Origin of the sequence: Porifericola rhodea (genome assembly GCF_030506305.1) — a bacterium.
Lineage (GTDB): Bacteria > Bacteroidota > Bacteroidia > Cytophagales > Cyclobacteriaceae > Catalinimonas > Catalinimonas rhodea.
Window position 1 is genome coordinate 2,260,620 of record NZ_CP119421.1, and the last position, 22,641, is coordinate 2,283,260.

Consider the following 22,641-nt stretch of genomic DNA (forward strand, 5'->3'; position numbering starts at 1 on the left):
ATTTTACTGCTGAAAACATGTTGCCATACAAATCCGAACTGGCTCACATGATCGTAGATGAGGTATCAACCTAAGCTAAGAATACCAATATGTTACTGAAACAATACATTAACCAACAACTACGCTACAACTATTATTTTTACCAAAGGCTTAAAGCTGTACAGAAGCAGGAGCAATGGAGTGAGCAACAACTGAAAGAAGAACAAAACAGGAAGTTTATTAATCTCCTTAGACGAGCTTACAAACATTCCCCTTTTTACCGAAAGTTTTATCAGGAGCATGCGGTGCATATCGGTCAGATACAAACGGTAGAAGATGTTACTCAGCTACCGGTACTGACCAAGAAAGAGGTAAGAGATCATTGTCGGGAAATATTTATAGGTAATAAGTGTAACAGGGTATCTGCCTACACTAGCGGCACAACAGGCAAGCCTACGCAGGTATATCGCAACTATCAGTCTACTATAGAGGAAGGAGCCTATCAGTGGGCGTATCGTATGAAGCTGGGCCATACACCAGGAATGAAGACAGTAGTGCTTAAGGGGAACCTACGGCGCGACTGTAAAGAAATATATGATCCCTTTGCCAAAACGCTGGAGCTTTCCAGCTACCACCTGAGCCAAAAAAACGCCCGCTGGTATTATGATAAAATAAGTAAATTCAGGCCGAATGCTATTTTGGCTTACCCTAGTTCGGTAGAAAGTCTGGCGAATCTTTTTCACTCGCTTAACACTTGCTTTGAAATACCGCTGGTCTTTACCTCTTCCGAAACACTATACGGCCATCAGCGCAACAAAATAGAGGCGACTTTCAATTGTAAAATTGCCGACTGGTACGGCAATGCCGAAAGAACAATAGCTCTACAGCAAAAGGAGGATGGTAATTATGAAAACTTGCCTCTTTACTCTTTTGAGACCTTTTACGAGGATTATCTGCTAAGCACAGGACTTAGTAATAGCTGTTTTCCATTAATCAACTATCGTGTAGATGATATCATCAAACCTATGGTAAAGCGCACAAAATCATGCAGATACACTGTAAGCCATATACAGGGTAGAAGTGATGATAAGCTAATTTTGCGAGATGGCACACGGATCGGGTTGTTATGGGGAGCTTTTGACAGGGTGCCAAATTTGTGTAAGGCACAGATAGTACAGTACCGTCCTGAGTGTTTTGAGGTAAACATAGTCCCTGGAGATAAGTTTAGGGCTGAGGATGAGAGTTTTTTAAACAAAAAACTGAGAGAATTTGTGGGCGATGATGCGGTGTTTAGTATTCATAAAGTAGCTGATAGTAAAATAATTCGCAGTAAGACAGGTAAGTACAAACTGGTGGTTAATTACTTCCTTAAAAAACATACCCAACAAATGCTTCACACGAAGTCAGCGGCACAGCTCTCTTAGAACTAAGTTTCACCTTATCATTCTGACAATATGTTTTTAGCAGTATTGGCAGCTTGATTTGTTGGGCTTAATCAGCATCTTTGTACAGAATCATCTATATTTAGGTAGCATATTTATCGATTGGATAACATCAATTTTTTATGGCAAAAATTCTTGTGTCTTACCGTTTGCCGGAGGCGGGTTTGCAATCTCTGGCTGAGCAGCATACGCTCATTACTCCAGATCAGCTAAAGTTTAGTCGCGATGAAATTATGGAGCGAATAGTAGATTGTGACGCCCTGCTGGCGGCCAGCCTCAAAGTAGATCAGGAGATGATTGAGCGTGGAACAAATTTGAAAATCATTGCCAACTACGGAGCAGGTGTTGATAAAATTGATGTGGCTTTCGCGAAGGAAAAAGGAATTGTAGTTACTAACACACCTACAGCAGTTACTGAAGCTACGGCAGAGCTTGCTTTTGGCCTGATGCATAGCCTGCTCAGGAGGATCACAGAGTGTGACCGACACCTGCGCAGCGATCCTGACTTCTACTGGGGCATGATGCGTCAGCACATAGGACATAGCCTGTATGGTAAAACTTTGGGTATTGTAGGGCTGGGAAAAATCGGCAGAGCCCTGGCTCGTCGCGCATTGGCTGCTCGTATGCAGGTAATCTACCATAACAGAACGCCTATCTTCAATAAATTTGAGCAGGAAAGTGGCGCGCGCTACACCTCCTTGGATGAGCTACTTCAACAGTCAGATATTGTCTCATTGCATACACCTCTTACAGATTCTACCCACCATATGATTGGGGCGCATCAACTAAGCATTATGAAAGAAAGTGCTTTTCTGATTAACACTGCGAGAGGAGCCGTAGTAGACGAGTCTGCTCTGCTTACTTATCTGCAGGAAGGAAAAATAGCAGGGGCTGCCCTGGATGTGTTTGAGCAGGAACCCAAATTTTCAGAAGCTTTCAAAGCGATGGATAATGTAGTGCTTACCCCACATATTGGTACTGAAACTATAGAGTCCAGAACGGAAATGACTCATGAGGCAGTAGCCAACCTTATGTACTTCTTTGAAAGAGGTAAGGGGCTAAACATCGTATGATCATTAGAAATTACTAATTACCTAACTCTCCTGTACCTTGTTGTATGGGAGAGTTTTTTTTCTTTAAACTCTGGCTTTAAGACTTTCCTCAACATAAGCTTTCATTTAAAAAGAACCGCTTATATGTGCTTTATTCAATTCTTAAACCACAGGCTAAAGCAGATAAACGGACTAGGGCAAGCGCTATAAGCAAGGTATTTAGCTTTATGAAAATTTTAAAATACCAAATAAATTAACCAACTTAATTAAGCTATTTAGCATAGCTAAGGCTTTTTTTAAACATTTATTAGTTGTGCTCAGGGTAGTGCAGGATAGAAATACCTGAACTTTTGCCTAATTACCGGGCTGATTAGACTTTGACACAATATGAGAATACAACCTGATATTATTCGGCAGTTTAATGAGCAGGCTCACGAGGAGCATCATCGCAAATTAAACGCACTTCAACACATGCGAAATAATGCTAATGAGCTTGAGCATGTAATTCAAAAGCTTATGGCTATGCAGATTGCTATTCCTAGTTGGGCGCTAGGTACCGGAGGCACACGCTTTGGCCGCTTTGCAGGAGGAGGAGAACCACGTTCGCTGGAAGAAAAGCTAGAAGATATCGGTCTGCTCCATGCGCTCAACGGCAATAGTGGAGCGGTCTCTCTGCACATTCCCTGGGATATACCGGAAAACTACGAAGCTATTCGCTCACTGGCTGCTGAACTTAACATTAAATTTGATGCAGTAAACTCTAATACTTTTCAGGATCAGGTGGGGCAGCCACACTCCTATAAGTTTGGCTCTCTGGCAGATTATAGCAAAGAGGTGAGGGCGCAGGCCGTAGCTCATAATATAGAAGTGATCCGGCATGGCGAAGCTTTAGGCTCCAAATCTATTACAGTTTGGCTGGCAGATGGTAGTAGTTTTCCCGGGCAGCAAAGTTTTCGCCGAAGCTTTGAATACACACTGGACTCTCTACAGCAGATTTATGCACACCTACCAGACGACTGGCGTATGTTTGTAGAGTATAAACCCTATGAGCCTAATTTTTACAGCACTGTAATACAGGACTGGGGTAGCTCTTTCCTACTCGCCTCCAAGCTAGGAAAAAAAGCCTATTCGCTGGTAGATCTGGGCCATCACTTACCTAATACTAATATAGAGCAGATTGTAAGCGGCCTGATGATGGAAGGCAAGCTGGGTGGTTTTCATTTCAACGATTCTAAGTATGGCGATGATGACCTGACAGTGGGTAGCATCAAACCCTATCAGCTATACCTAATATTTTTAGAGCTGGTAGAGGGAATGGAAAGTGAAGATTTTGCCTGGATGATAGATGCCAGCCATAATATAAAAGATCCTTTGGAGGACTTGCTACAGTCGGTAGAAGCGATACTAATTGCCTATGCTCAGGCCCTATTGATAGATAAAGAAGCTTTGAAAAAAGCTCAGGAAGAAAAAGATGTCAGCCTTTGCCAGGAAATTTTGCAGGATGCCTTCCGTACCGATGTCAGGCCATTGCTGGCCGAAGCCAGGCTAAGAAAACAGGCAGCATTATATCCTCTTAAGCTGTACCGCAAGCTACAGGTACGTGAGCAGTTGATAGAAAGCAGAGGAAGTGAAGTGGCTGCTACCGGGCTGTAGAAGCAGTTTGCAGAAGAAAGTATACAACAACTACAGAGCATACAGATAAGCATACAACAACCTAAAACGAGCAGATCTATGTCCATACCTGTTATTGCCATCTACGATATTGGCAAGACGAACAAAAAGCTCATTCTTTTTGACCGTCAGTACCAGATCGTACATGAAGAGAGCCGATCCTTCCGCGAGATTACTGATGACGACGGATACCCTGCAGATGATCTGATCAGAGTATGCCAGTGGATAAAAAAGAGTTATAAGGATATAAAAAAGAGAGATGACCTGGACGTACAGGCTGTTAATGTGTCTGCCTACGGTGCCAGTCTCGTCCATTTGGATGAAAAAGGGGCGCCAGCTACTCCTCTATACAACTATCTGAAGCCCTTTCCTCAGGAGCTGGCAGATCAGTTTTATGAAGCATATGGCGGTAGAGAAGAGTTTAGCCGACAAACGGCCTCTCCGGTGTTAGGCATGCTTAACTCCGGTCTACAGCTCTACTGGCTTAAATACAAAAAACCGGAAGTCTTTGAAAAAATAAAGCGCACACTACATCTGCCGCAGTTTTTTAGCTATGTGTTGCATAAGAAACCCTTTTCTGAGATCACCAGCATTGGCTGCCATACCGGCCTGTGGGATTTTTGGAATGACCGAAGTCACGACTGGATTTACGAAGAAAAGCTCGCTTCGCTCTTTCCTCCCATGGTGTCTACCTACAGCTATACCACAGTAAGTAGCAGGTTGCGCTCTATTATGTGTGGGGTGGGTATCCACGATAGTTCTGCTGCTCTGGTACCCTACCTGATGGGCTTTCGCGATCCGTTTATGCTTATCTCTACCGGCACCTGGAACATCACGCTCAACCCCTTTAGTCAGGAGCCTCTTACCAAAGAAGAGCTCAAAAGAGATTGCCTCCACTACATGGACTACCGCGGTAATCCGGTAAAGGCTTCACGAGCATTTCTGGGCAAAGAGCATGATTATCAGGTGAAAAGGATTGCTGTTCATTTTCAGAAATCGGAAGACTATCATCACAAGCTTAAACTGGATAATAAAATATTGCTCAATCTGCTACGCGACAATCATGGCAGTAGCAAGAAATTTTATCCGCAGACTATGCAGGGCACCGGCCCTATGCCCGACTATGTAGGGCCAGAAAATGACCTTTCACAATTTAATAGCTTTGAGGAAGCCTACCATCAGCTGATGCTTGATATTGTTGGTATTCAAACTACCTCACTTAAGCTGGCCAGAGGCAATTCCAAACCTGAGAAAATATTTGTGAGTGGAGGCTTCTGCAAAAACCAGCTTTTCTTACAACTGCTAGCCAGCTACTATCGGGATGTAGACCTGTACGTAGCCAATCTGGATGGCGCCTCAGCATTAGGAGCCGCATTGGTTATGCATCGGCATTGGAACCGAGAAAGTAGCCTGGATCATCTCTTTGAGCAGTTTAAACTTATTCGTCCTACCGCTTTAGCAGAACTCAATCAATACCAATTAGTCAGCCAGTAATATGAAAGACAAAAGTGTTGTAGATAAACTAAACAGTATAGAAGAATATGAGCGCACCCCTGTCCCCAGCTCAAAACTCAAGGGGTTGCGCAGTTTTTTGGGTATGTATGCCGGAGAACATACTGCGGGTACCGAGTTTGTAATTGGGCCTCTCTTTGTGGCTCATGGTGTAAGCATAGGTGCTCTTTTTAGCGGCCTAATCGTAGGTAATATTTTAGCCGTGTTAAGTTGGGCTTACATTACCTCTCCTATTGCTACAGGAGTGCGCGAAACACTGTACTTTAAGCTGGAAAAGATTTGTGGACGCAAGCTGGTTGTCATCTATAATCTGGTAAATGGCATGATGTTCTGTTTTCTGGCAGGCTCTATGATGGCCGTTTCGGCGACAGCTGTTGGTATTCCTTTTAACATTGCTATGCCCGAGCTGGGCGACTGGCTACCTACTGGTCCCGGCTGGATAATCACGGTCTTTGCGGTAGGCTCTGTAATGACACTGGTAGCCATGCTAGGGTATGAGCAGGTTTCTAAGTTTGCCAATGTTGCCGCCCCCTGGATGATACTGGTATTTATTGCCGCTGCCTTTGCTGCACTGCCCGAATTGGGTATTACCTCTCTGGACGACTTCTGGGCTGTCGCTGATGCTAAAATATGGACAGGAATACCGGCGGAAGGGCAAAGTAAGTTTACCTTTTGGCATGTGATGTTCTTTGCCTGGTTTTGTAACATGGCTATGCACATTGGTATGGCCGATATGTCTATTTTACGATATGCCAAAAAGTGGCAGTACGGATTTTCATCAGCTACCGGAATTTTTCTGGGCCACTTTGTAGCCTGGATTGCCTCAGGCATATTGTGCGCTGCCGCAGCAGGAGCCATAGCCCCGGGCCCCATCGCGTATAGCGCGGCAGGTACCGCCGGAGCAATTTGTGTAATAGTAGCGGGCTGGACTACCGCCAACCCTACCATCTACAGGGCAGGGCTAGCCATACAGGGAATAATGCCCAAGGTTCGTCGCTGGAAGGTTACTCTGGTAGTAGGACTGATTACTACGCTGGCAGCCTGCTTCCCGGCACTGGTGATGATGTTACTAGACTTTGTAGCTCTTTATGGTTTGGTGCTTATGCCTATGGGAGCAGTCATTTTTATAGATTATTATATACTTCCCAAGCTCAAACTCAAACAAAATTATGCTGAGCATAAGGGGCTCGGCTTTTATTGGGCTCCGGCATTTACCTGGTTTGCTACTTTAGCCTTGTGCCTTATCCTGAATATGACATTAGGGATAGAAATCTTCTTCTTAGGCCTGCCCGGCTGGTTTCTGGCAGCTTCCTTTTATATAGTGGCTAGCCGACTAATGCAGCAAAAAAGTGCAACTCAACTACAAAGCGCACCATGAAAACAATAGTAAAAATACTTTCCCTCATCGGGCTGGTGCTCACACTGCTTCCGGCCATATTATATTTCTACGACTACATTAGCGCCGATCTGCATAAGCAACTTATGCTTTGTGGTACACTCATCTGGTTTGTAAGCGCTCCATTGTGGATGAACAAAAGCCAGGAGGCAAGCTAACTTACTACAGGTTGGTACAGTACGGTTTGCTGTCATGAGGCTCGTACCTTTATTATAGTTAAAACATTGAATACATAACCAGCACTTAACCAAATAAAGTAATGGAACAGGAAGTAAGCTCATTCAAACATGTGCAATACCTATGGGATCATGAGAAGGCCCGCGAACTGGAGGGCGACGAAGTTGCACTGCTCCTTTATCGCTCAAATATGCTCGGAGCAGATCTGCGGATCACAAATTATGGAGGAGGTAATACCAGCTGCAAAACTATTGAAAAAGACCCGCTGAGCGGAGAAGATAAAGAAGTAATGTGGATTAAAGGTTCAGGGGGAGATATAGGCTCGCTAAAGAGAAATGGACTGGCTGGCCTTTACCTGGACAGGCTCCATGCCCTAAAGCAGCGCTACCGTGGGTTAGAATATGAGGATGAGATGGTAGGCTATTTCTATCACTGCCTGTACGACTTAGATTCTAAGGCTCCTAGCATTGATACGCCTTTGCATGCTTTTCTGCCTTTTAAGCACATAGATCACCTACACCCTGATGCTATCATTGCTATAGCTGCTGCCAAAGATGGTAAGCAAATTACTCAGGAGCTGTTCAATGGTCAGTTGGGTTGGGTAGACTGGCAGCGCCCCGGCTTTGATCTTGGCCTTCAACTGGAAAAATGCCTTGCCGAGAACCCTGGCATCACGGGAATTATGTTAGGCAGCCACGGTCTGTTTACCTGGGCAGACAATGCTTATGACTGCTACATTAATAGCCTGGAAACTATTGAAAAAGCTTCGCGCTATCTGGAAGAGAACTATGGCAAGAAAAGACCTGTATTTGGAGGAGCTAAGCTAGAGTCTATTCCTCAGGATGACCGTAAGCAACAGGCTGCACGTATTGCTCCTTTACTCAGAGGCTACTGCTCAAGTCATAAACCCATGATTGGGCACTTTACAGACGACGAAAAGGTGCTTCAGTACATCAATAGCAATGATCTGGAAAAGCTTGCACCTATGGGTACCAGCTGTCCCGACCACTTTCTCCGCACTAAAATCAGACCTTTAGTACTGGATTTCCTTCCTGCAAATACTGACCTCAGCGATCAGGAAGCGCTAAAAAAACAGCTGGACGGCGCCTTCCAGCAGTATCGCAAAGAGTATGCGGACTATTACGAGGAGTGCAAGCACAAAGATAGTCCTGCCATGCGAGACCCTAATCCGGTAGTAATTTTGTGGCCTGGTGTAGGTATGTTTACTTTCGCAAAAAACAAGCAGACAGCCCGCGTTTCCAGCGAGTTTTATATCAATGCCATCAATGTGATGCGGGGCTCAGAAGCTATTTCTGAGTATACTTCACTTCCTGCGCAGGAAGCGTTTAATATTGAATACTGGCAACTGGAAGAAGACAAGCTCAAGCGTATGCCTCCGGAAAAGCCACTTTCGCGCAAAGTAGCTCTGATTACGGGTAGTGGCGGAGGAATTGGTAAGGCTGTAGCTGATATCTTTATGCAGCATGGGGCCTGTGTAGTGCTTTCTGATATGAATGGGGACCGTCTGCTAGAGACTCATAAAGAGTTTGAAAGTAAATACGGCAAAGACGCTGTTCGCTCTATCACCATGAATGTTACCTCTGAAGAGGAAATAGAGGCTGCTTACCATGAGGCCGCGCTTCAGTTTGGCGGTGTAGATATCCTGATCAATAATGCGGGCTTGTCTATCTCTAAAGCTTTGGAAGATACTACTGATCAGGACTGGGATATACAGCATACTGTTATGGTAAAAGGACAGTTCAAAACCAGTCAGCAAGGTGTCAAAATGATGCGTCAGCAGGGGCTAGGCGGTGATATTGTAAATATTGTGAGCAAAAATGCTTTGGTATCCGGTCCAAAAAACGTAGCTTATGGATCTGCTAAGGCTGCTCAGCTGCATATGTCCAGGCTATTGGCGGCCGAGTTAGGTCCTGACAAAATACGCGTCAATGTGGTTAACCCCGATGCTGTAATTGAAGGCAGTAATATTTGGGCCAATGGCTGGGCAGAAGGCCGAGCTAAAGCATATGGTGTGAGCCTAGAAGAGCTTCCTAGCTTTTATGCCAAACGCACCCTTTTAAACGAAACTATTAAACCAGAAGATATCGCCAACGCGGTTTTTGTACTGGTTGGCGGATTACTAAACAAAAGTACAGGCAATGTGCTCAACGTAGACGGAGGTCTAGCGCAGGCATTTGTCCGTTAGTTTTTGCTAAACTACCTAAACCTAGCCACTGCACATCGCAGTGGCTTTTTTATTCGACAGTACTTTACTTTAGTATGCCTACCCATATCCACCCGGTTCCATCCAGGGCTGAAGTAGCAAAAGCTTAGCGCTATTCTTGTAGCAGCGCCGCATAATCAGTATATTCAGAGTACTTGCAACAACCAACTACATAATGGATTTATACGACAGCCGTAGCCAGAGCTCCGTCAAAATTTTTCTGTTCCCTTAAATCGCTGATATCATGAGTAAGCAAATTTTAGTTCTCATATCAGCTGCCACACTTTTTCTGGGAGTAATACTATTCAATCAGTGCTCTGAAAAGCGGAACTACGAACTACCTCAAACAGTAGATTTCAACTTTCATATTCGTCCGATATTAGTCAAGAACTGCTACTTATGTCACGGGCCGGATTCCAGTAGCCGAGAAGCAGAACTGCGTTTAGATACTTTTGCTGATGCTACCCTGGAGCGCGAAGATGGTAACTACGCTATACTACCGGGACACGCAGACCAAAGCTTGCTAATGAGCAGAATTCTCTCTGACGATCCTAATGAGATAATGCCTCCACCAGAGAGCAACTTAAGCCTGAGCGAAAGAGAAAAAGCGCTTTTAAAGAAATGGATAGAACAAGGAGCGGAGTGGAAGCCTCACTGGGCCTTTATTCCACCTACTTTGCCAGAAGTGCCAAAGGTACAATCAGAGCAGCTGTACAATGAGATTGATGCTTTTGTACTCTCCAGGCTTCATGAGAAAAAGCTTGAGCCAGCGGGTATAGCAGATAAGTCCACTCTGGCGAGACGTTTGTCTTTTCTGCTCACCGGGCTTCCTCCTAAGGCAGCAGAGCTGGATCGCTTTGTAGCAGACCAAAGCGAATCTGCCTATGAAAAAATGGTGGACTACTACCTGAACTCCCCCGCTTTTGGAGAACGCTGGGCGCGACATTGGATGGACCTGGTACGCTATGCGGAAACCAAAGGGCACGAGTTTGACTATCCGGTGCAGGGTGCCTGGCAGTACCGAGATTACCTGATTAGGGCTTTTAACGAAAATATTTCTTATGACCAGCTGGTGAGGGAGCACCTGGCCGGAGACCTGTTAAGCTCTCCTCGCTGGAATAAAAAAAATGGTCAGAATGAATCCAGACTGGCTACCATGTTTTTTGCTATGTCGGAAGGCAAACATAGCCCGGTAGATCTTAAAATTGACGAAGCCGAAAGAATAGACAATATTATAGATGTTACTACCAAAACTTTTCAGGCACTTACGGTCTCCTGCTCTCGTTGTCACGATCACAAATTTGACCCAATACCAGCCACCGATTATTACGCCCTCTATGGTATAGTAAAAAGCACACGCTTTGGTGTGCAGGATGCAGGCTTGGGTTTAGAAGAAGTTCAGAGCGTGGAGGAGCTGAAAAAAGTAAGACAGGATATTAGCACAATGCTGGCTCAGACATGGATGGATGAAAAAAATGTGCTTCCGGCACAGCAGGTCAGCTTACAACTTGCTAAGCTAAAGAGTGCCGAATATATGCTGGGAGATTTCAGGGACCAGAGTTTAGATGGCTGGCAAAGTGATGGTGTTGCCTTTGGTAATCAAACGACACTTGGCAAAGCTGTATTTAACTCCGCGGGCACAAAGCTTGTAGGCTTATCAGAAGGAAAGGCCTCTAGTACATTTGCTGGTTTGGGGCAGTACGGAGCTTTACGATCTCCCAACTTTACCATTACTGATGATTATATAGGCATAAGAGCATTGGGAAAGGCCGCGAGTATACGTATTGTCATAGATAACTTTCAGCTGATACGCAACCCTATTTATGGTGAACTGGAAATCAGGGTAGATAGTGAAAGCTGGAAAAATTTCAGTGTAGATGTAAGCTCGTGGAAAGGCCACAAAGCATATATAGAGATAATGCCCGGCTACTATGATAATCATGCTTATAAACTTCCTGAAAACTCTTTTGTAGAGGTTGAATATGCAATAAAGTATAACAAGCAGTGGCCTCAGATAGCATCGCCTCCTCAGGCTCATGGACAGTATCAGGCTCTCAAAAAGTGGGCTGCACAAGAAGGTGAGGCCGGAGATATTCAGCTGCTTCAACAGCAGCTACAAGTCAATGCACTCCCTATTAAATCTATAGAGCTGCAAGAGCTTATACAAAAAGAAGAAGTACTGCTCCATAAACTCTCGCAATCTACTTCCAGTTTTTACGCCGCTATTTCAGATGGCTTTGCTATCAATAGTCCGGTATTTATCAGGGGTAATACGCAGAGCCCTTCAAACGAACTGGTGCCCCGACGTTTTTTGAGCAGTATATCAACAGTAGACTCAGTATTTAACTCTCCTGGTAGCGGTCGTGAAGAACTGGCACAAGCTATCCTCAGTGATAAAAATCCCCTTACTGCCAGGGTCATGGTCAATCGTATCTGGCATCATATGTTTGGGCGAGGTATCGTAGAAACAGTAGATAATTTTGGTTTGCAGGGTAAGTTGCCTACGCACCCTGCGCTGCTGGATTTTCTGGCGGTAAAGTTTAAAGAAGGGGGCTGGTCTATTAAGCAAATGATCAAGTATATAGCTATGTCTGCTACCTTTCAGAGGGCAGTAGCAGCCGAGAGCTTGCAGGATCCTGAGAATTTGTGGCTGGCGGGCTTCCCCCTACGCCGCATAGAGGCCGAAGCCATACGCGATGCGATGTTAAGCGTTTCTGGCCGTTTAGATACCAGCAGGTATGGGCCTCCGGTAGCTGTACATCTTACAGATTTTATGCAGGGCCGCGGACGCCCTCGCCATTCTGGCCCTCTTGATGGCGCAGGCAGGCGCAGTATTTATCTGGAAGTAAGGAGGAACTTCCTTTCTCCGATGATGCTGGCCTTTGATCGCCCAATTCCCTTTTCCACCTTCGGTAAAAGAAATGTGACCAATGTACCTGCCCAATCGCTTATACTGATGAACGATCCTTTTGTGGCGGAGCAGGCAGAGTATATGGCGAGGCAGTTGATAAAGCAGCAGACTTTGAGTACCAACGACCGTATACAGTGGGTTTATCGCCGAGCTCTATCCAGGGCAGCAACAGAACAAGAACTGGAGGAGGCTAAGCACTTTTTAAAACAGCAGGCCAGAGCTTACAAACAGTCAGAAGCTGATATTCATGAATCATTAGAAGTGTGGCGCGACTACTGTCATACTGTTTTCAACCTGAAAGAATTTATATACCTCATCTGATATGGGAAAAAACAAACACTGCATACATCGTCCAATAAGCCGTCGGCAAATGCTGAGCACTTGTGGCAGCGGCTTTGGTTCACTGGCTTTTGTAAGCCTGCTGGGAGGCCTGGGCAGCGCCTGCTCCAGGGTAGAGCATATGTCCTCTGCACTATCAAGCGCTATCAGTACCCCCCATTATATTCCCAAGGCAAAGCATGTCATTTTTCTGTATATGGATGGAGGCGTTTCGCAGGTAGACTCTTTTGATCCCAAACCCCGGCTGGCAAAAGAGAATGGCGGGGATCCCTACAAAAAGTTTAAAGTGGATGCCACACAGTTTGATAATATCGGAAAAATACTTAAAAGTCCCTGGGAGTTTAAGCAGTATGGTGAGTGTGGTATGCCGGTAAGTGAGCTCTTTCCTCACATTGCGAGCTGTGTAGATGATATAGCGTTGGTGCGCTCCATGACCTCCGATTTTCCTGAGCACACTAATGCGAATTATTTTTTGCATACCGGCAGTGGCCTTCAGGGGAGGCCCAGTATGGGAGCCTGGGTAACCTATGGACTGGGCAGCGAAAACGAAAATCTGCCTGCTTATGTAGTGCTTGATGGGGGGCTGGTGCCTCCGGGTGGTCTGGATAACTTTAACAGTGGGTTTCTGCCCGCCTCATACCAGGCCTCTGTGCTCAAAAGCCAGAAAATACCACTGGCCAATATACAGCCTCTAGAGGAGGCTGGTCTGCAAGATCAAAAGCTGGCATACATCAAGCAGATGGACCAAAGCCTGATGGGTAAACTGGGCCATGCCGATGCGGTAGAATCTGCCATCTCTAATTACGAGCTGGCCTATCGCATGCAGTCATCAGTACCTGAGCTAACAGAGTTTAGTGCAGAAACCGCTGCTACCAAAAAGCTGTATGGCTTCTTCTCTGACGATCCGCATACTCGTAGCTATGCTGCCCAATGCCTACTGGCTCGTCGGCTGGTAGAGCGTGGGGTGCGCTTTATTGAGCTTACCTGCCCTAGTGTAAAAGCAGACCGCTGGGATCAGCACAATGGCCTTAAAGACGGACATGAAAGAAATGCACATGCTGTAGATCAACCAATAGCTGGCCTGCTTAAAGATCTTAAAGGCAGAGGGTTACTGGATGAGACGTTGTTGGTATGGACCGGAGAGTTTGGCAGAACCCCATTTGCCCAGGGGAGCAACGGGAGAGATCATAATCCTTCTGCTTTTAGCATGTGGATGGCCGGTGCTGGCATTAAAGGAGGAACAATCTTCGGACAGACTGACGACTATGGCTATAGGGTAGTTGAAAACAAAGTTACCATTCATGATTTACATGCTACCATGCTGCATCTTTTGGGAGTAAATCATGAAAAGTTGACCTTTCATTTCGGTGGCAGGGATATTCGGCTTACCGATGTGCATGGTCGTGTAATGCAAGACATATTGGCCTAAGCCAGATAAGTTGAAATTCACTACGATAGGACTGTAGCACGAATTGTAGAAATTAGCAACTAATAGTCAAGTATAAATTACTTATTAACGCGGGCTAAAAGATCTGTATATATAAATTTTTAAGTGTTTATTAGGTAATTACCACCTTATAGATTTTTTGGTTATTTGCTGCCTGATCTTTCGTTTTTTTGCGTATTTCTACATTTTTTCTATGCCTTATTTTAGCTTCAGTAACTTACTAATCCCTCAAAAACTTCTTTAAAACATCGCTAACAGCTATTTACTAGTTTTTTGCTAAAATAATCACACAACCCCACGGACTTTACAAAAAGTAGTGTTAAAATTGGTATGTGATAGTAATACACACAAATTTGTACGTAAGTAAATATGGAAGGCCTATACGGTTACTTAAGTTTGTAAATATACAGTCCTTATATACTGTTAAGTGAACATTTTGCCAGCTATCACTATTATTTTTAATAATATCCGGTTTAACACAATTGCGTTTTCATGCTCAACTCTCTTAAATTACTTAATACCTGTATTAATACTATTGATGCTGGTATAGGAATAATTGACAGGCAGGGCACCCTTAGAATGGCAAATGTTGCTTTAGCAAAAATTTGCGAAACTAGTGTAGAAGAAATAGAGGGTAAGCATTACCAAACTTTACTCAAAAACCACCAGGAATCAGGCTCCCAGCTTGAGGCCTTAATACTGGGTGAGCAGAACGAAATCAGCGAGTGTAAATTTTGGCATCAAGATCAAAACCGGTATAAATATATCAGAGGCTATGCTAAAAATGAGGTAGATGATGAGTTAGGCTCATGCCGCATCATTTTCATAAACGATATTAGTGAGGAAGTAGCCCAGAGAGAGAACTTAAAAGTACGCGCCTCTATACTCAAAAATGTGCGCGATAGCATTATTGTAGTAGACAATGACGGAATTATTATCTACTGGAACGCTGCTGCTACAGAGCTTTTTGGTATCGCGAAAGAAAAAATACTGGGAGCACATATCAACGAATTTAATCCGGGCTTTGACCCCAAAGCTTTTATTGCTGCCGCAGGTGATAATAAAGATTACTTCCGTAGAATAGACTGGAAATTTATAAGAGCAGATGGTACAGAAGTTTGGGCCGATGTAAAGCTGAGTTTTCTCTTTGACGAAAGCGAAGGGGATGTACAGGGTTTTATTGGTGTATCAAAAGATATTACGGAAAAAAAACAGCAGGAACTGGAACTGGTAAGGCGCAATAAAGAATTCGCCTCTCTCATTGATTCTCAGACCAATTTCCTGGCAAGAATAGATACCAGGGGCAACTTCACTTACGTTAACCAATGGTTTCAGGAAAAATTCGACTATGGTAAAGAAATAGTGGGGCATAATTTTATGTCAGAAATTCATCCTGATGATGTAAAACCCTGCTGGCAAATGCTGGAGGCGTGCAAAGCCTCTCCCGGTAAAGCAATACCAATAGAACTAAGAGGGCTCAGAGGTAAAGAAACATTTTACTGGGAGGTAGTGGCTCTTACAAACGAAGAAGGAGAAGTTACCGAATACCAGGGAGTAGGTTATGATATTACCGAAAGCAAACTTGCAGATAGCGAAATACGTTCGCTCAAAGCATTCAATGAGCTTTTGCTGGAAATTTCTACAGAACTAATCAATGCGACTCCAGAAAACCTGGACGAACGTATACACGAGTCCCTGCAAAAGGTAACTACATTTGCCAATTTTGACCGCGCTGTTATCTATCTCTTTACCAGCAACCAGGAAGAGGTCTACCTAACGCATGAGTATTGTGCGGAAGGTATAGCCCCATTCCCGGATAGTGCCCACCGGTATTCTATAGCAGAATATGGCTGGTGGTCAGATAAAATATTCAATAAAGAAGCTGTTGAAGTTCAGGATATAGAGCAATTGCCGACTGAGGCCGCTTCGGTTAAGCAGGCGCTAGAGCAATTAGGCGCGCTATCTATGCTTATGCTGCCTGTGGCGCATAACGATCAGCTGATAGGCGCTCTGGGCTTTACCTCCTATACAGAAACCAAAGACTGGGATAAAGATACTTTAGCGTTATTCAAGCTATTAGGCGCTATGCTGGGCAATACGTTTAAAGGGGTAGAAACCATGGGTAAGCTTAAAGAAAGTATTACTCAGTATGCTCTTTTGGCTGATAACGTAACAGATATAGTACTTAAACATGATTTAGATTTTAAGATCAACTTTATTACACCTTCCTGTAAAGATATGCTGGGTTATGAGGAGAGTGAGGTGCTGGGGCAGTCTTTTGCAAGTTTGGTGTATCCGGAAGATCTGTATACAATTTCTACCCACGTACAAGATGCGCTGTCGGGAAAAAGAATACGCTTCATTACTCGCCTGAAAAAAAAAGATGGAAACTATATATGGATAGAAGCCCGTGCCAGAGCTACAAAAACAAATGGCGCTACTGAGTTAATCGCTATTATTAGAGATATTGACCTGCAAAAGCAGATTGAAGTAGAAAAAGATGAGCTTTTCCGTGAAACCCATGCCCTAAACGAAGAGCTGAGAGCCAGTGAAGAAGAACTCTTGCAGACACTGGATAAAACCGTAGAACTGAACGAGCAATTGACTAACAACGAGCGCAAGTTTAAAGGACTCATTGAGAAAAGCTTTGAAGGTATAGTGGTTTATGGTATGGATGCACGAGTGCTTTATGCCTCCCCTTCTGCTACACAGATTATGGGTTATTCTTATGAAGAAGTGATTAACATGACGGGGAGAGATTTTATCTACCCTGAAGATTTACCGCTTTCTGATGCTTATATGTCAAAACTCGTTAAAAAACCCGGAGAGCGTATTTCTTTTGAAATTCGTTGTGTGCGCAAAGATAGAGAAGTAATCTGGATCGAGTCCAATGTTACCAACCTTTTAGAAGACCCTGCCATAGAAGGGCTGGTGGTTAACTTTAGGGACATTACGGAAAGGAAAAAATACGAGATTAGACTGGAGGAAATACGCACCTCACTTAATCTGGCTCAGAAGGTAGCTAAGATAGGTAGCTGGGAGGTTAACCTGAAGACTATGGAGTCTTTTACTTCAGAAGAGTTTCACGCTATTTTGGGACTGGAGCGCAACCATAAAACTGTAGAGTTTGACGAACTGGTGCAGTTTTTACACCCGGAAGACCGGCAAAAAGTGTTGGATGACATGGAACTCGCCATGCGTAGTGGGGCTGTTAATGACAGCAATTATCACGAGCTGGAATACCGGATTATAGACAAAAAAGGAGACATCAAGCATATTAAAGCAGATAGGCAGATTATTATAGATGAGGAGGCAGGTACAGCCAGGATGATTGGTACCATACAGGATGTTACCAGAGAAAAAGAGCTGAAAAGGCTGCTGGACGAAACTAGTAAAGTAGCAAAAGTTGGAGGCTGGGAAGTAAACTTAGTTAGGAATGAGCTTGTCTGGACAGAAGAAACTTACAGAATCCATGAGTTACCTCTCACCAATACAGTAAATTTAGAAGAAGCGGTAAAGTATTATCATCCTGAAGATCTGCCTATGCTTAGGGCAGCCGTAAACCAAATGATAAATCAGGGCCAGAAATATGATCTGGAGCTCCGCTTAATCACAGCAAAGGGTAAGCTTAGGTGGGTACGGGCAACGGCGGGTATTGTAAATAAGGTGAATGGCAAGATTGTTAAATTCAGAGGTTCCATTCAGGACATTACAGAAAGGAAAAAGCGTGATGAAGAGATTCAAAGATACTCCGAACGCCTCAAGATTGCTACCAAAGCTGCGCAGATTGGAGTGTGGGAAGTAGATGTACAAAATGATATGCTTAAATGGGATGCACAAACCTGCGAAATTTTTGGTTTGCCATCAGATAATCATCAGGGCAAATTTAGCCAGTTGTCCAAATTGTTTCATCCGGATGATATGATGAGTGCACCAAGCATAGAAAAAGTCAGACGTATAGCAGAACCAGAGCTAAAAGGTGATTTCAGAATCATACGGCCAGACAATGGAGAGGTCCGCTTTATTAAATCTGCTGGAAAAGTATTTTATGACGAGCATAAGGAACCCGTTAGGATAGTAGGGGTTCACTGGGATATAACCCCAGCCAAACAAAACGAAGAGCGGCTGGAACGTAAAAATGCTGAGCTTATTAAAATCAACTCTGAACTGGATCACTTCGTGTATAGTACTTCGCACAATCTACGTGCTCCCCTTACCTCAGTTATGGGCATCGTCAATATTATGCGCGAAGTAGAGACCGCCGAAGAGCGTGAGGTATTTATTGATATGATTCAGAAGAGTATCTACAAACTGGACGAGACCATACAAGAGATTAATGATTACTCTAAGAATGCACGTGTTAAGGTTGAAAAAGAGCATATTGATTTTCGCCTGATCATAGATAACATACTGGAGAGCCTCTCTTATATGGAGAATGCGCAAAAAATGAAGATGCAGGTAGAGGTAGATGATGATCTCGAGTACTGCTCTGATCCGGGACGCCTCAAAATTATTTTTAACAACCTTCTTTCCAATGCTGTAAAATATGCTAACCCCATAGAGGCTAAGCCCTTTATGCTGGTAGAAGTAAAAAAAGATAATGGGCAGGTTTTTATAAGGGTAAAAGACAATGGCATAGGTATTAAGGAAGAATACTTGGAGAGAGTATTTAACATGTTTTTTAGAGCTACCAACAAATCCAGTGGCTCTGGTCTGGGGCTGTATATTGTAAAAGAGGCGGTTGAGAAACTGGGAGGTAATATAGAGGTAGAGTCAGTAGCAGGTGAAGGAACAGAATTTATAGTGCGGCTTCCCTTGTAAGTGGGCCCTAAATCTGGTGTAAAGCACAAAAATAAAAAAAGCCATATCACACTTTAAAAAAGCAGCGATATGGCTGAAGGTAACTAACTAATTGAGGCTACCTTTTGCCCTGACTTGGGGCATTCTGATCATTCAAATTCTTTTCAGGACTTATCTTTTTGCTTATACCTTCAGGTAGCTTAGCCGGAGGCATACCCAGAACCGGATTAGAGGACATAAACCCAAAAGGCATCAGGCTAACAGCTACTGTATGCTGGTTCATAATGGGCCACTCCTCTGGCCTAACTATGTGGGTTACGCCAGCTACATACCAGGCCACCACATCTGTGTTCATCAGGTTTCTGTCTTTTTTAGTCCACTCTACCAGACCCTGCGCTTTTTGGTTGCTGGCAGGGTAGTCTCCGGCAGGGTACATTTCATCCGGGTGATAGGGAGTAGCCCAAAAATGATGGTAAAGTACCGGAGCACGATTATATAGCGAAGAGTTTTTTGCTGCCAGCGGTGTTATACCAGCACTCGGGTGAAGCATGTATGAGGAGCTATGCCCATATTTATTTTTTACATTTTTGTTCATAATCATCCACATGCGGTTAGTAGAGGCTTTGGCATCTCTTTGCGCCTGTAGCTCACTTTTAAACATATCCATCTTACCTACCAATGCATTTCCGTAAGGGTTCTCATCCTTGTCTTCTACGGTAATAGAGTTCATTTCTCCTACCATATTTTCCTGTCCGTCTACGTCAATATCAAAACGGTATACAAACCAGTGCTGGTGGTTATTAGCCTCTACATGGGGCTCTACTATAGTACCAAAGTAACTACCCTGTGAAGATTCGTCTGCACTACCTGGCGTATCGTCTACACGTTCTACACTTCTGATATGTGCGATACCATTAAGCTCAGTCACTACTTTGATGTTTCCATCCTCCTTAAAAATCCATTTAAAGCCATAATCATAATTGCCCGCCGTAATGTAGTATTTAATGGCAAGGTCGGTGGCTCTTCTGGAGTAATGCTGGTGGCGCCACAATACGCCTCCGTATTCTTCAAATACAGCTATAGCACTATCAGACTGAATGGGGCTTCCGTAGTCGTTATGTAAAGTAACCGGAAGATAAGTCGCATTTTCCGGAGCATCGGCACCCACGGTAAGAGGGCGAGCTACATCCTGAAACAGGCGAAACTCTCCTACATCAAAATAGTTGTTAGAAGCATTGAGCAAGTCCGGCGAGCCATAGTTCACAATCATTTCAGCCAGCCCTCCCCGGTACATGACATACCTCCACTGGTCCTGCGCATGGTCAAAGTACTGTACTTCGTAGATGACCAAACCTTCGCGGCTATGTATACCGAAGCGGAATTTCCAGAAGGGAGAAATTACCTGATTCCCTTCTATGCGGTAGTTAGTACCTTCTGGTTGCGTGATCATTACTGGCTTAGGGGCCTGAAGATCTATTTTAATAGAGTCTCCATCAAAGTAATTGACTTCTACCGGTTCTGACCAGCCCCTGCCGGTATCTACTACCTTAAGCACCTTTTTGTCGGTAATATCTACATAAGCGTAAATTCCACCTATGGGTACCCGGCGGTATTTTTTGTTTTTGTAGACTGGTGATACAATCTTTTCGCGATTGCCCAATGGCGCTAGCCCTAGGTCTGCCGCAAAGTTTCCGTAGCTTGCTTTTACAGAGTCTGGGTCAACGCCTCTTTTTCTTAGGGCTGCTTCCCATTCCTTGTTACCTTCCACTATGCTAGACGTAATGGAATCTGCTTTAAAGCTCCCTACAGGCTGCTTATCCTTTACCTCTTCAAAACTCAGTAGCTTAGAAGATTTAAGGTCCAGAACAGCTTTGCCCATAACATTAGACTGGTAATCATACAAATAGGCATAGGCCTCTCTTCTGAAAGCCTCACCCGCTTCGTAGGCCAGCACCTCCTCTTTGGGCGGTTCTTTCAGGTTAATAATGCTAAACAGGCTGCTGCTATCATTTGTAACTTTACCCTCTTTCAACAAAATTTGTTTGACTAATTTGATCTCATTAGAGTCTAGCGGATCAAGCGGATGCTTAAATTGCATACCACTTTGCTGTGCAATGGTGTTGTGGCTTATGCTCAGTAGGCAGAAGGTAAAAAGCAGACATAATGTCCAGAGTCTCTTTTTCATAAATAGGTTAGTTTTGAGTAATACATATTTGATTAGCGTTTTATTTATCCCACCACACAGGAGTGCTCAGCAGGTCAGGACCCTGACGGGCAATGGCTTCTTCATAATTCTTTTGGTTAAGGCTAATTTCTGAGAGAGGATAGCCTCTTCTTCTGGGTATGTCTCTTCCTGCTGCGGCATCAGGAGCGGGCTGCAATAAGGGGTAGTCCAGTCTTCTCCACTCAGCCCAGGCTTCCATCCCCTGCATGTACAGCGCCAGCCATTTTTGGTTACCGATAGAAGCTTTGAAATTATCCGTGTCAAAAGCTAGTTCTTCCTGCGCCAGATAGGCTTCCAGCTCAGTTTCTGCTATACCCCACTGCTCAAAGGAAGCGGCAATGGCATCTTTATACAGTTGTGAGGCATCTTCTCCGGTCCAGCCTCGTGCGGCAGCTTCAGCTCTTAAAAATAGCACTTCTGAGTAGGTCTGTAGAAGGGCCGGATAGGTAGGCTCTGTAATCTGATCTGCAGGTAGCGATACTTCTTCGTTTTTGATACTACCAGCAATGGCAGCATTAACACCATAAGGCATGCCTACATATTCTCCCAGCGCTTCCGCTCTCTCCGCAAAAGCTGCCAAGCGAGGGTCGTTCAGCGCGATGAGCTTATCTATCATCGTGTTTGATACAGCGAGGGTGATAGTCTCCAGATGAAACTCCGTGTACCAGGGGTTAACAAAAGGAACCTGCTCATTGTAAGCAAAAGTGGCATTCTGGGCATTACTACTAAATACCCCTTTCTGAATGGCATCGGATACTATTGCCTGGGCCAGTGCAGGTTTGGCTTCAGAAAGTCGCATGCCCAGCCGTAAGCGCAGCGACTGAGCAAAAAGCTTCCACTGAGATACATCACCTCCGTAGATCAGGTCCCCTTCAATATTTCCGGCACTTTCTTCTATCTGGGCATAGGCCTCATCCAATTCCTGCATTAAGCTCTCATAAATCTGCTCCTGGGGATCATAAACAGGAGCTACATTCTCGGAGCCCAGCAATGTCTGGCTATAAGGTATGTCTCCCCAGATATCGCTCAGATTATGAAAAGCATAGGCTTTAAGTATACGGGCTACAGCTATCTGATTTTGATTGGGCCCGGAAAAGGCTGCCTGCGCTGCGGTTTCCGGATCGGAATTTAAGTTTATAAGCTCCTGTAAGTCACGAAGCCCTTTGTAGTAGACGGGGGTAAAGTCTCCTTCTATAGTTACGTAGCGGTCTATATCGGTGTAGAGAGTAGACGTCCAGAATTGCATGTAGCGCATACCTACCAGATTCCATTTAGAAGACTCATTGTACAGGCCAAAGAGCTCTTCCATCAGTTTGGTTTGCGCTCCGGCAAGCACATAAGAAGTAGGAACCTCAGTGGGATTGTTAGGGTCTTCATTCATTTCTTCAAAACCATCATCGCAGGCAGGCAGTAAGGCTATCAAAACGATGATGAGTATATATACAGGTAGTTTCTTCATAATGCTGG

The 22,641-nt window shown here is 44.4% G+C and carries 12 protein-coding genes; 10 read left to right on the top strand and 2 right to left on the bottom strand.

The window, feature by feature from the left end; all coding sequences use genetic code 11:
* Positions 1 to 89: 89 nt before the first annotated feature.
* The 10 genes from PZB74_RS09330 to PZB74_RS09375 all read left to right on the top strand — a co-directional run bounded on the left by PZB74_RS09330 (position 90) and on the right by PZB74_RS09375 (position 18,971).
* The gene (locus tag PZB74_RS09330; protein WP_302242323.1) at positions 90 to 1,403 is read left to right on the top strand and encodes a phenylacetate--CoA ligase family protein; all 1,314 of its coding nucleotides are present in this window, start codon (positions 90 to 92) and stop codon (positions 1,401 to 1,403) included.
* A 140-nt stretch (positions 1,404 to 1,543) separates the two neighbouring features.
* A complete protein-coding gene (locus PZB74_RS09335; RefSeq protein WP_302242324.1) occupies positions 1,544 to 2,494 on the top strand; it encodes an NAD(P)-dependent oxidoreductase in 951 nt (316 codons plus the stop codon).
* Positions 2,495 to 2,860: 366 nt separating this feature from the next.
* A complete protein-coding gene (locus tag PZB74_RS09340) occupies positions 2,861 to 4,126 on the top strand; it encodes a sugar isomerase (RefSeq protein ID WP_302242325.1) in 1,266 nt (421 codons plus the stop codon).
* 78 nt (positions 4,127 to 4,204) lie between these two features.
* Complete coding sequence (locus PZB74_RS09345; protein WP_302242326.1) at positions 4,205 to 5,638, top strand: FGGY-family carbohydrate kinase; 1,434 nt, start codon at positions 4,205 to 4,207, stop codon at positions 5,636 to 5,638.
* 1 nt (position 5,639) lies between these two features.
* A complete protein-coding gene (locus PZB74_RS09350) occupies positions 5,640 to 7,034 on the top strand; it encodes a purine-cytosine permease family protein (RefSeq protein WP_302242328.1) in 1,395 nt (464 codons plus the stop codon).
* Entirely contained in the window at positions 7,031 to 7,210 is a 180-nt protein-coding gene (locus PZB74_RS09355) for a hypothetical protein (protein ID WP_302242329.1), read from the top strand. The genes PZB74_RS09350 and PZB74_RS09355 overlap by 4 nt, the downstream gene beginning before the upstream one ends.
* Before the next feature lie 101 nt (positions 7,211 to 7,311).
* Positions 7,312 to 9,435 (top strand): bifunctional aldolase/short-chain dehydrogenase, encoded by a 2,124-nt coding sequence (locus PZB74_RS09360; protein WP_302242330.1) that lies wholly within the window; start codon positions 7,312 to 7,314, stop codon positions 9,433 to 9,435.
* Positions 9,436 to 9,697: 262 nt separating this feature from the next.
* The gene (locus tag PZB74_RS09365) at positions 9,698 to 12,685 is read left to right on the top strand and encodes a PSD1 and planctomycete cytochrome C domain-containing protein (protein WP_302242331.1); all 2,988 of its coding nucleotides are present in this window, start codon (positions 9,698 to 9,700) and stop codon (positions 12,683 to 12,685) included.
* A gap of 1 nt (position 12,686) precedes the next feature.
* The gene (locus PZB74_RS09370; RefSeq protein WP_302242332.1) at positions 12,687 to 14,132 is read left to right on the top strand and encodes a DUF1501 domain-containing protein; all 1,446 of its coding nucleotides are present in this window, start codon (positions 12,687 to 12,689) and stop codon (positions 14,130 to 14,132) included.
* A 510-nt stretch (positions 14,133 to 14,642) separates the two neighbouring features.
* Positions 14,643 to 18,971 (top strand): PAS domain S-box protein, encoded by a 4,329-nt coding sequence (locus PZB74_RS09375; RefSeq protein WP_302242333.1) that lies wholly within the window; start codon positions 14,643 to 14,645, stop codon positions 18,969 to 18,971.
* Between the two features lie 97 nt (positions 18,972 to 19,068).
* Here the strand turns inward: PZB74_RS09375 and PZB74_RS09380 are convergent, their stop codons facing one another.
* Together PZB74_RS09380 and PZB74_RS09385 are read right to left on the bottom strand one after the other, a co-directional pair.
* Positions 19,069 to 21,135: a copper amine oxidase gene (locus PZB74_RS09380; protein ID WP_302242334.1), complete on the bottom strand. Its 2,067-nt coding sequence runs from the start codon at positions 21,133 to 21,135 to the stop codon at positions 19,069 to 19,071.
* Positions 21,136 to 21,175: 40 nt separating this feature from the next.
* Positions 21,176 to 22,633 carry a SusD/RagB family nutrient-binding outer membrane lipoprotein gene (locus PZB74_RS09385; protein WP_302242335.1) on the bottom strand — a complete coding sequence of 486 codons (1,458 nt, stop codon included), beginning with the start codon at positions 22,631 to 22,633 and terminating at the stop codon, positions 21,176 to 21,178.
* Positions 22,634 to 22,641 lie beyond the last annotated feature (8 nt).

Coding starts and splice junctions, on each gene's coding strand:
- PZB74_RS09360 (WP_302242330.1), top strand. CDS start 7,312: ATGGAACAGGAAGTAAGCTCATTCAAACATGTGCAATACCTATGGGAT.
- PZB74_RS09335 (WP_302242324.1), top strand. CDS start 1,544: ATGGCAAAAATTCTTGTGTCTTACCGTTTGCCGGAGGCGGGTTTGCAA.
- PZB74_RS09345 (WP_302242326.1), top strand. CDS start 4,205: ATGTCCATACCTGTTATTGCCATCTACGATATTGGCAAGACGAACAAA.
- PZB74_RS09350 (WP_302242328.1), top strand. CDS start 5,640: ATGAAAGACAAAAGTGTTGTAGATAAACTAAACAGTATAGAAGAATAT.
- PZB74_RS09355 (WP_302242329.1), top strand. CDS start 7,031: ATGAAAACAATAGTAAAAATACTTTCCCTCATCGGGCTGGTGCTCACA.
- PZB74_RS09330 (WP_302242323.1), top strand. CDS start 90: ATGTTACTGAAACAATACATTAACCAACAACTACGCTACAACTATTAT.
- PZB74_RS09375 (WP_302242333.1), top strand. CDS start 14,643: ATGCTCAACTCTCTTAAATTACTTAATACCTGTATTAATACTATTGAT.
- PZB74_RS09365 (WP_302242331.1), top strand. CDS start 9,698: ATGAGTAAGCAAATTTTAGTTCTCATATCAGCTGCCACACTTTTTCTG.
- PZB74_RS09380 (WP_302242334.1), bottom strand. CDS start 21,135: ATGAAAAAGAGACTCTGGACATTATGTCTGCTTTTTACCTTCTGCCTA.
- PZB74_RS09340 (WP_302242325.1), top strand. CDS start 2,861: ATGAGAATACAACCTGATATTATTCGGCAGTTTAATGAGCAGGCTCAC.
- PZB74_RS09385 (WP_302242335.1), bottom strand. CDS start 22,633: ATGAAGAAACTACCTGTATATATACTCATCATCGTTTTGATAGCCTTA.
- PZB74_RS09370 (WP_302242332.1), top strand. CDS start 12,687: ATGGGAAAAAACAAACACTGCATACATCGTCCAATAAGCCGTCGGCAA.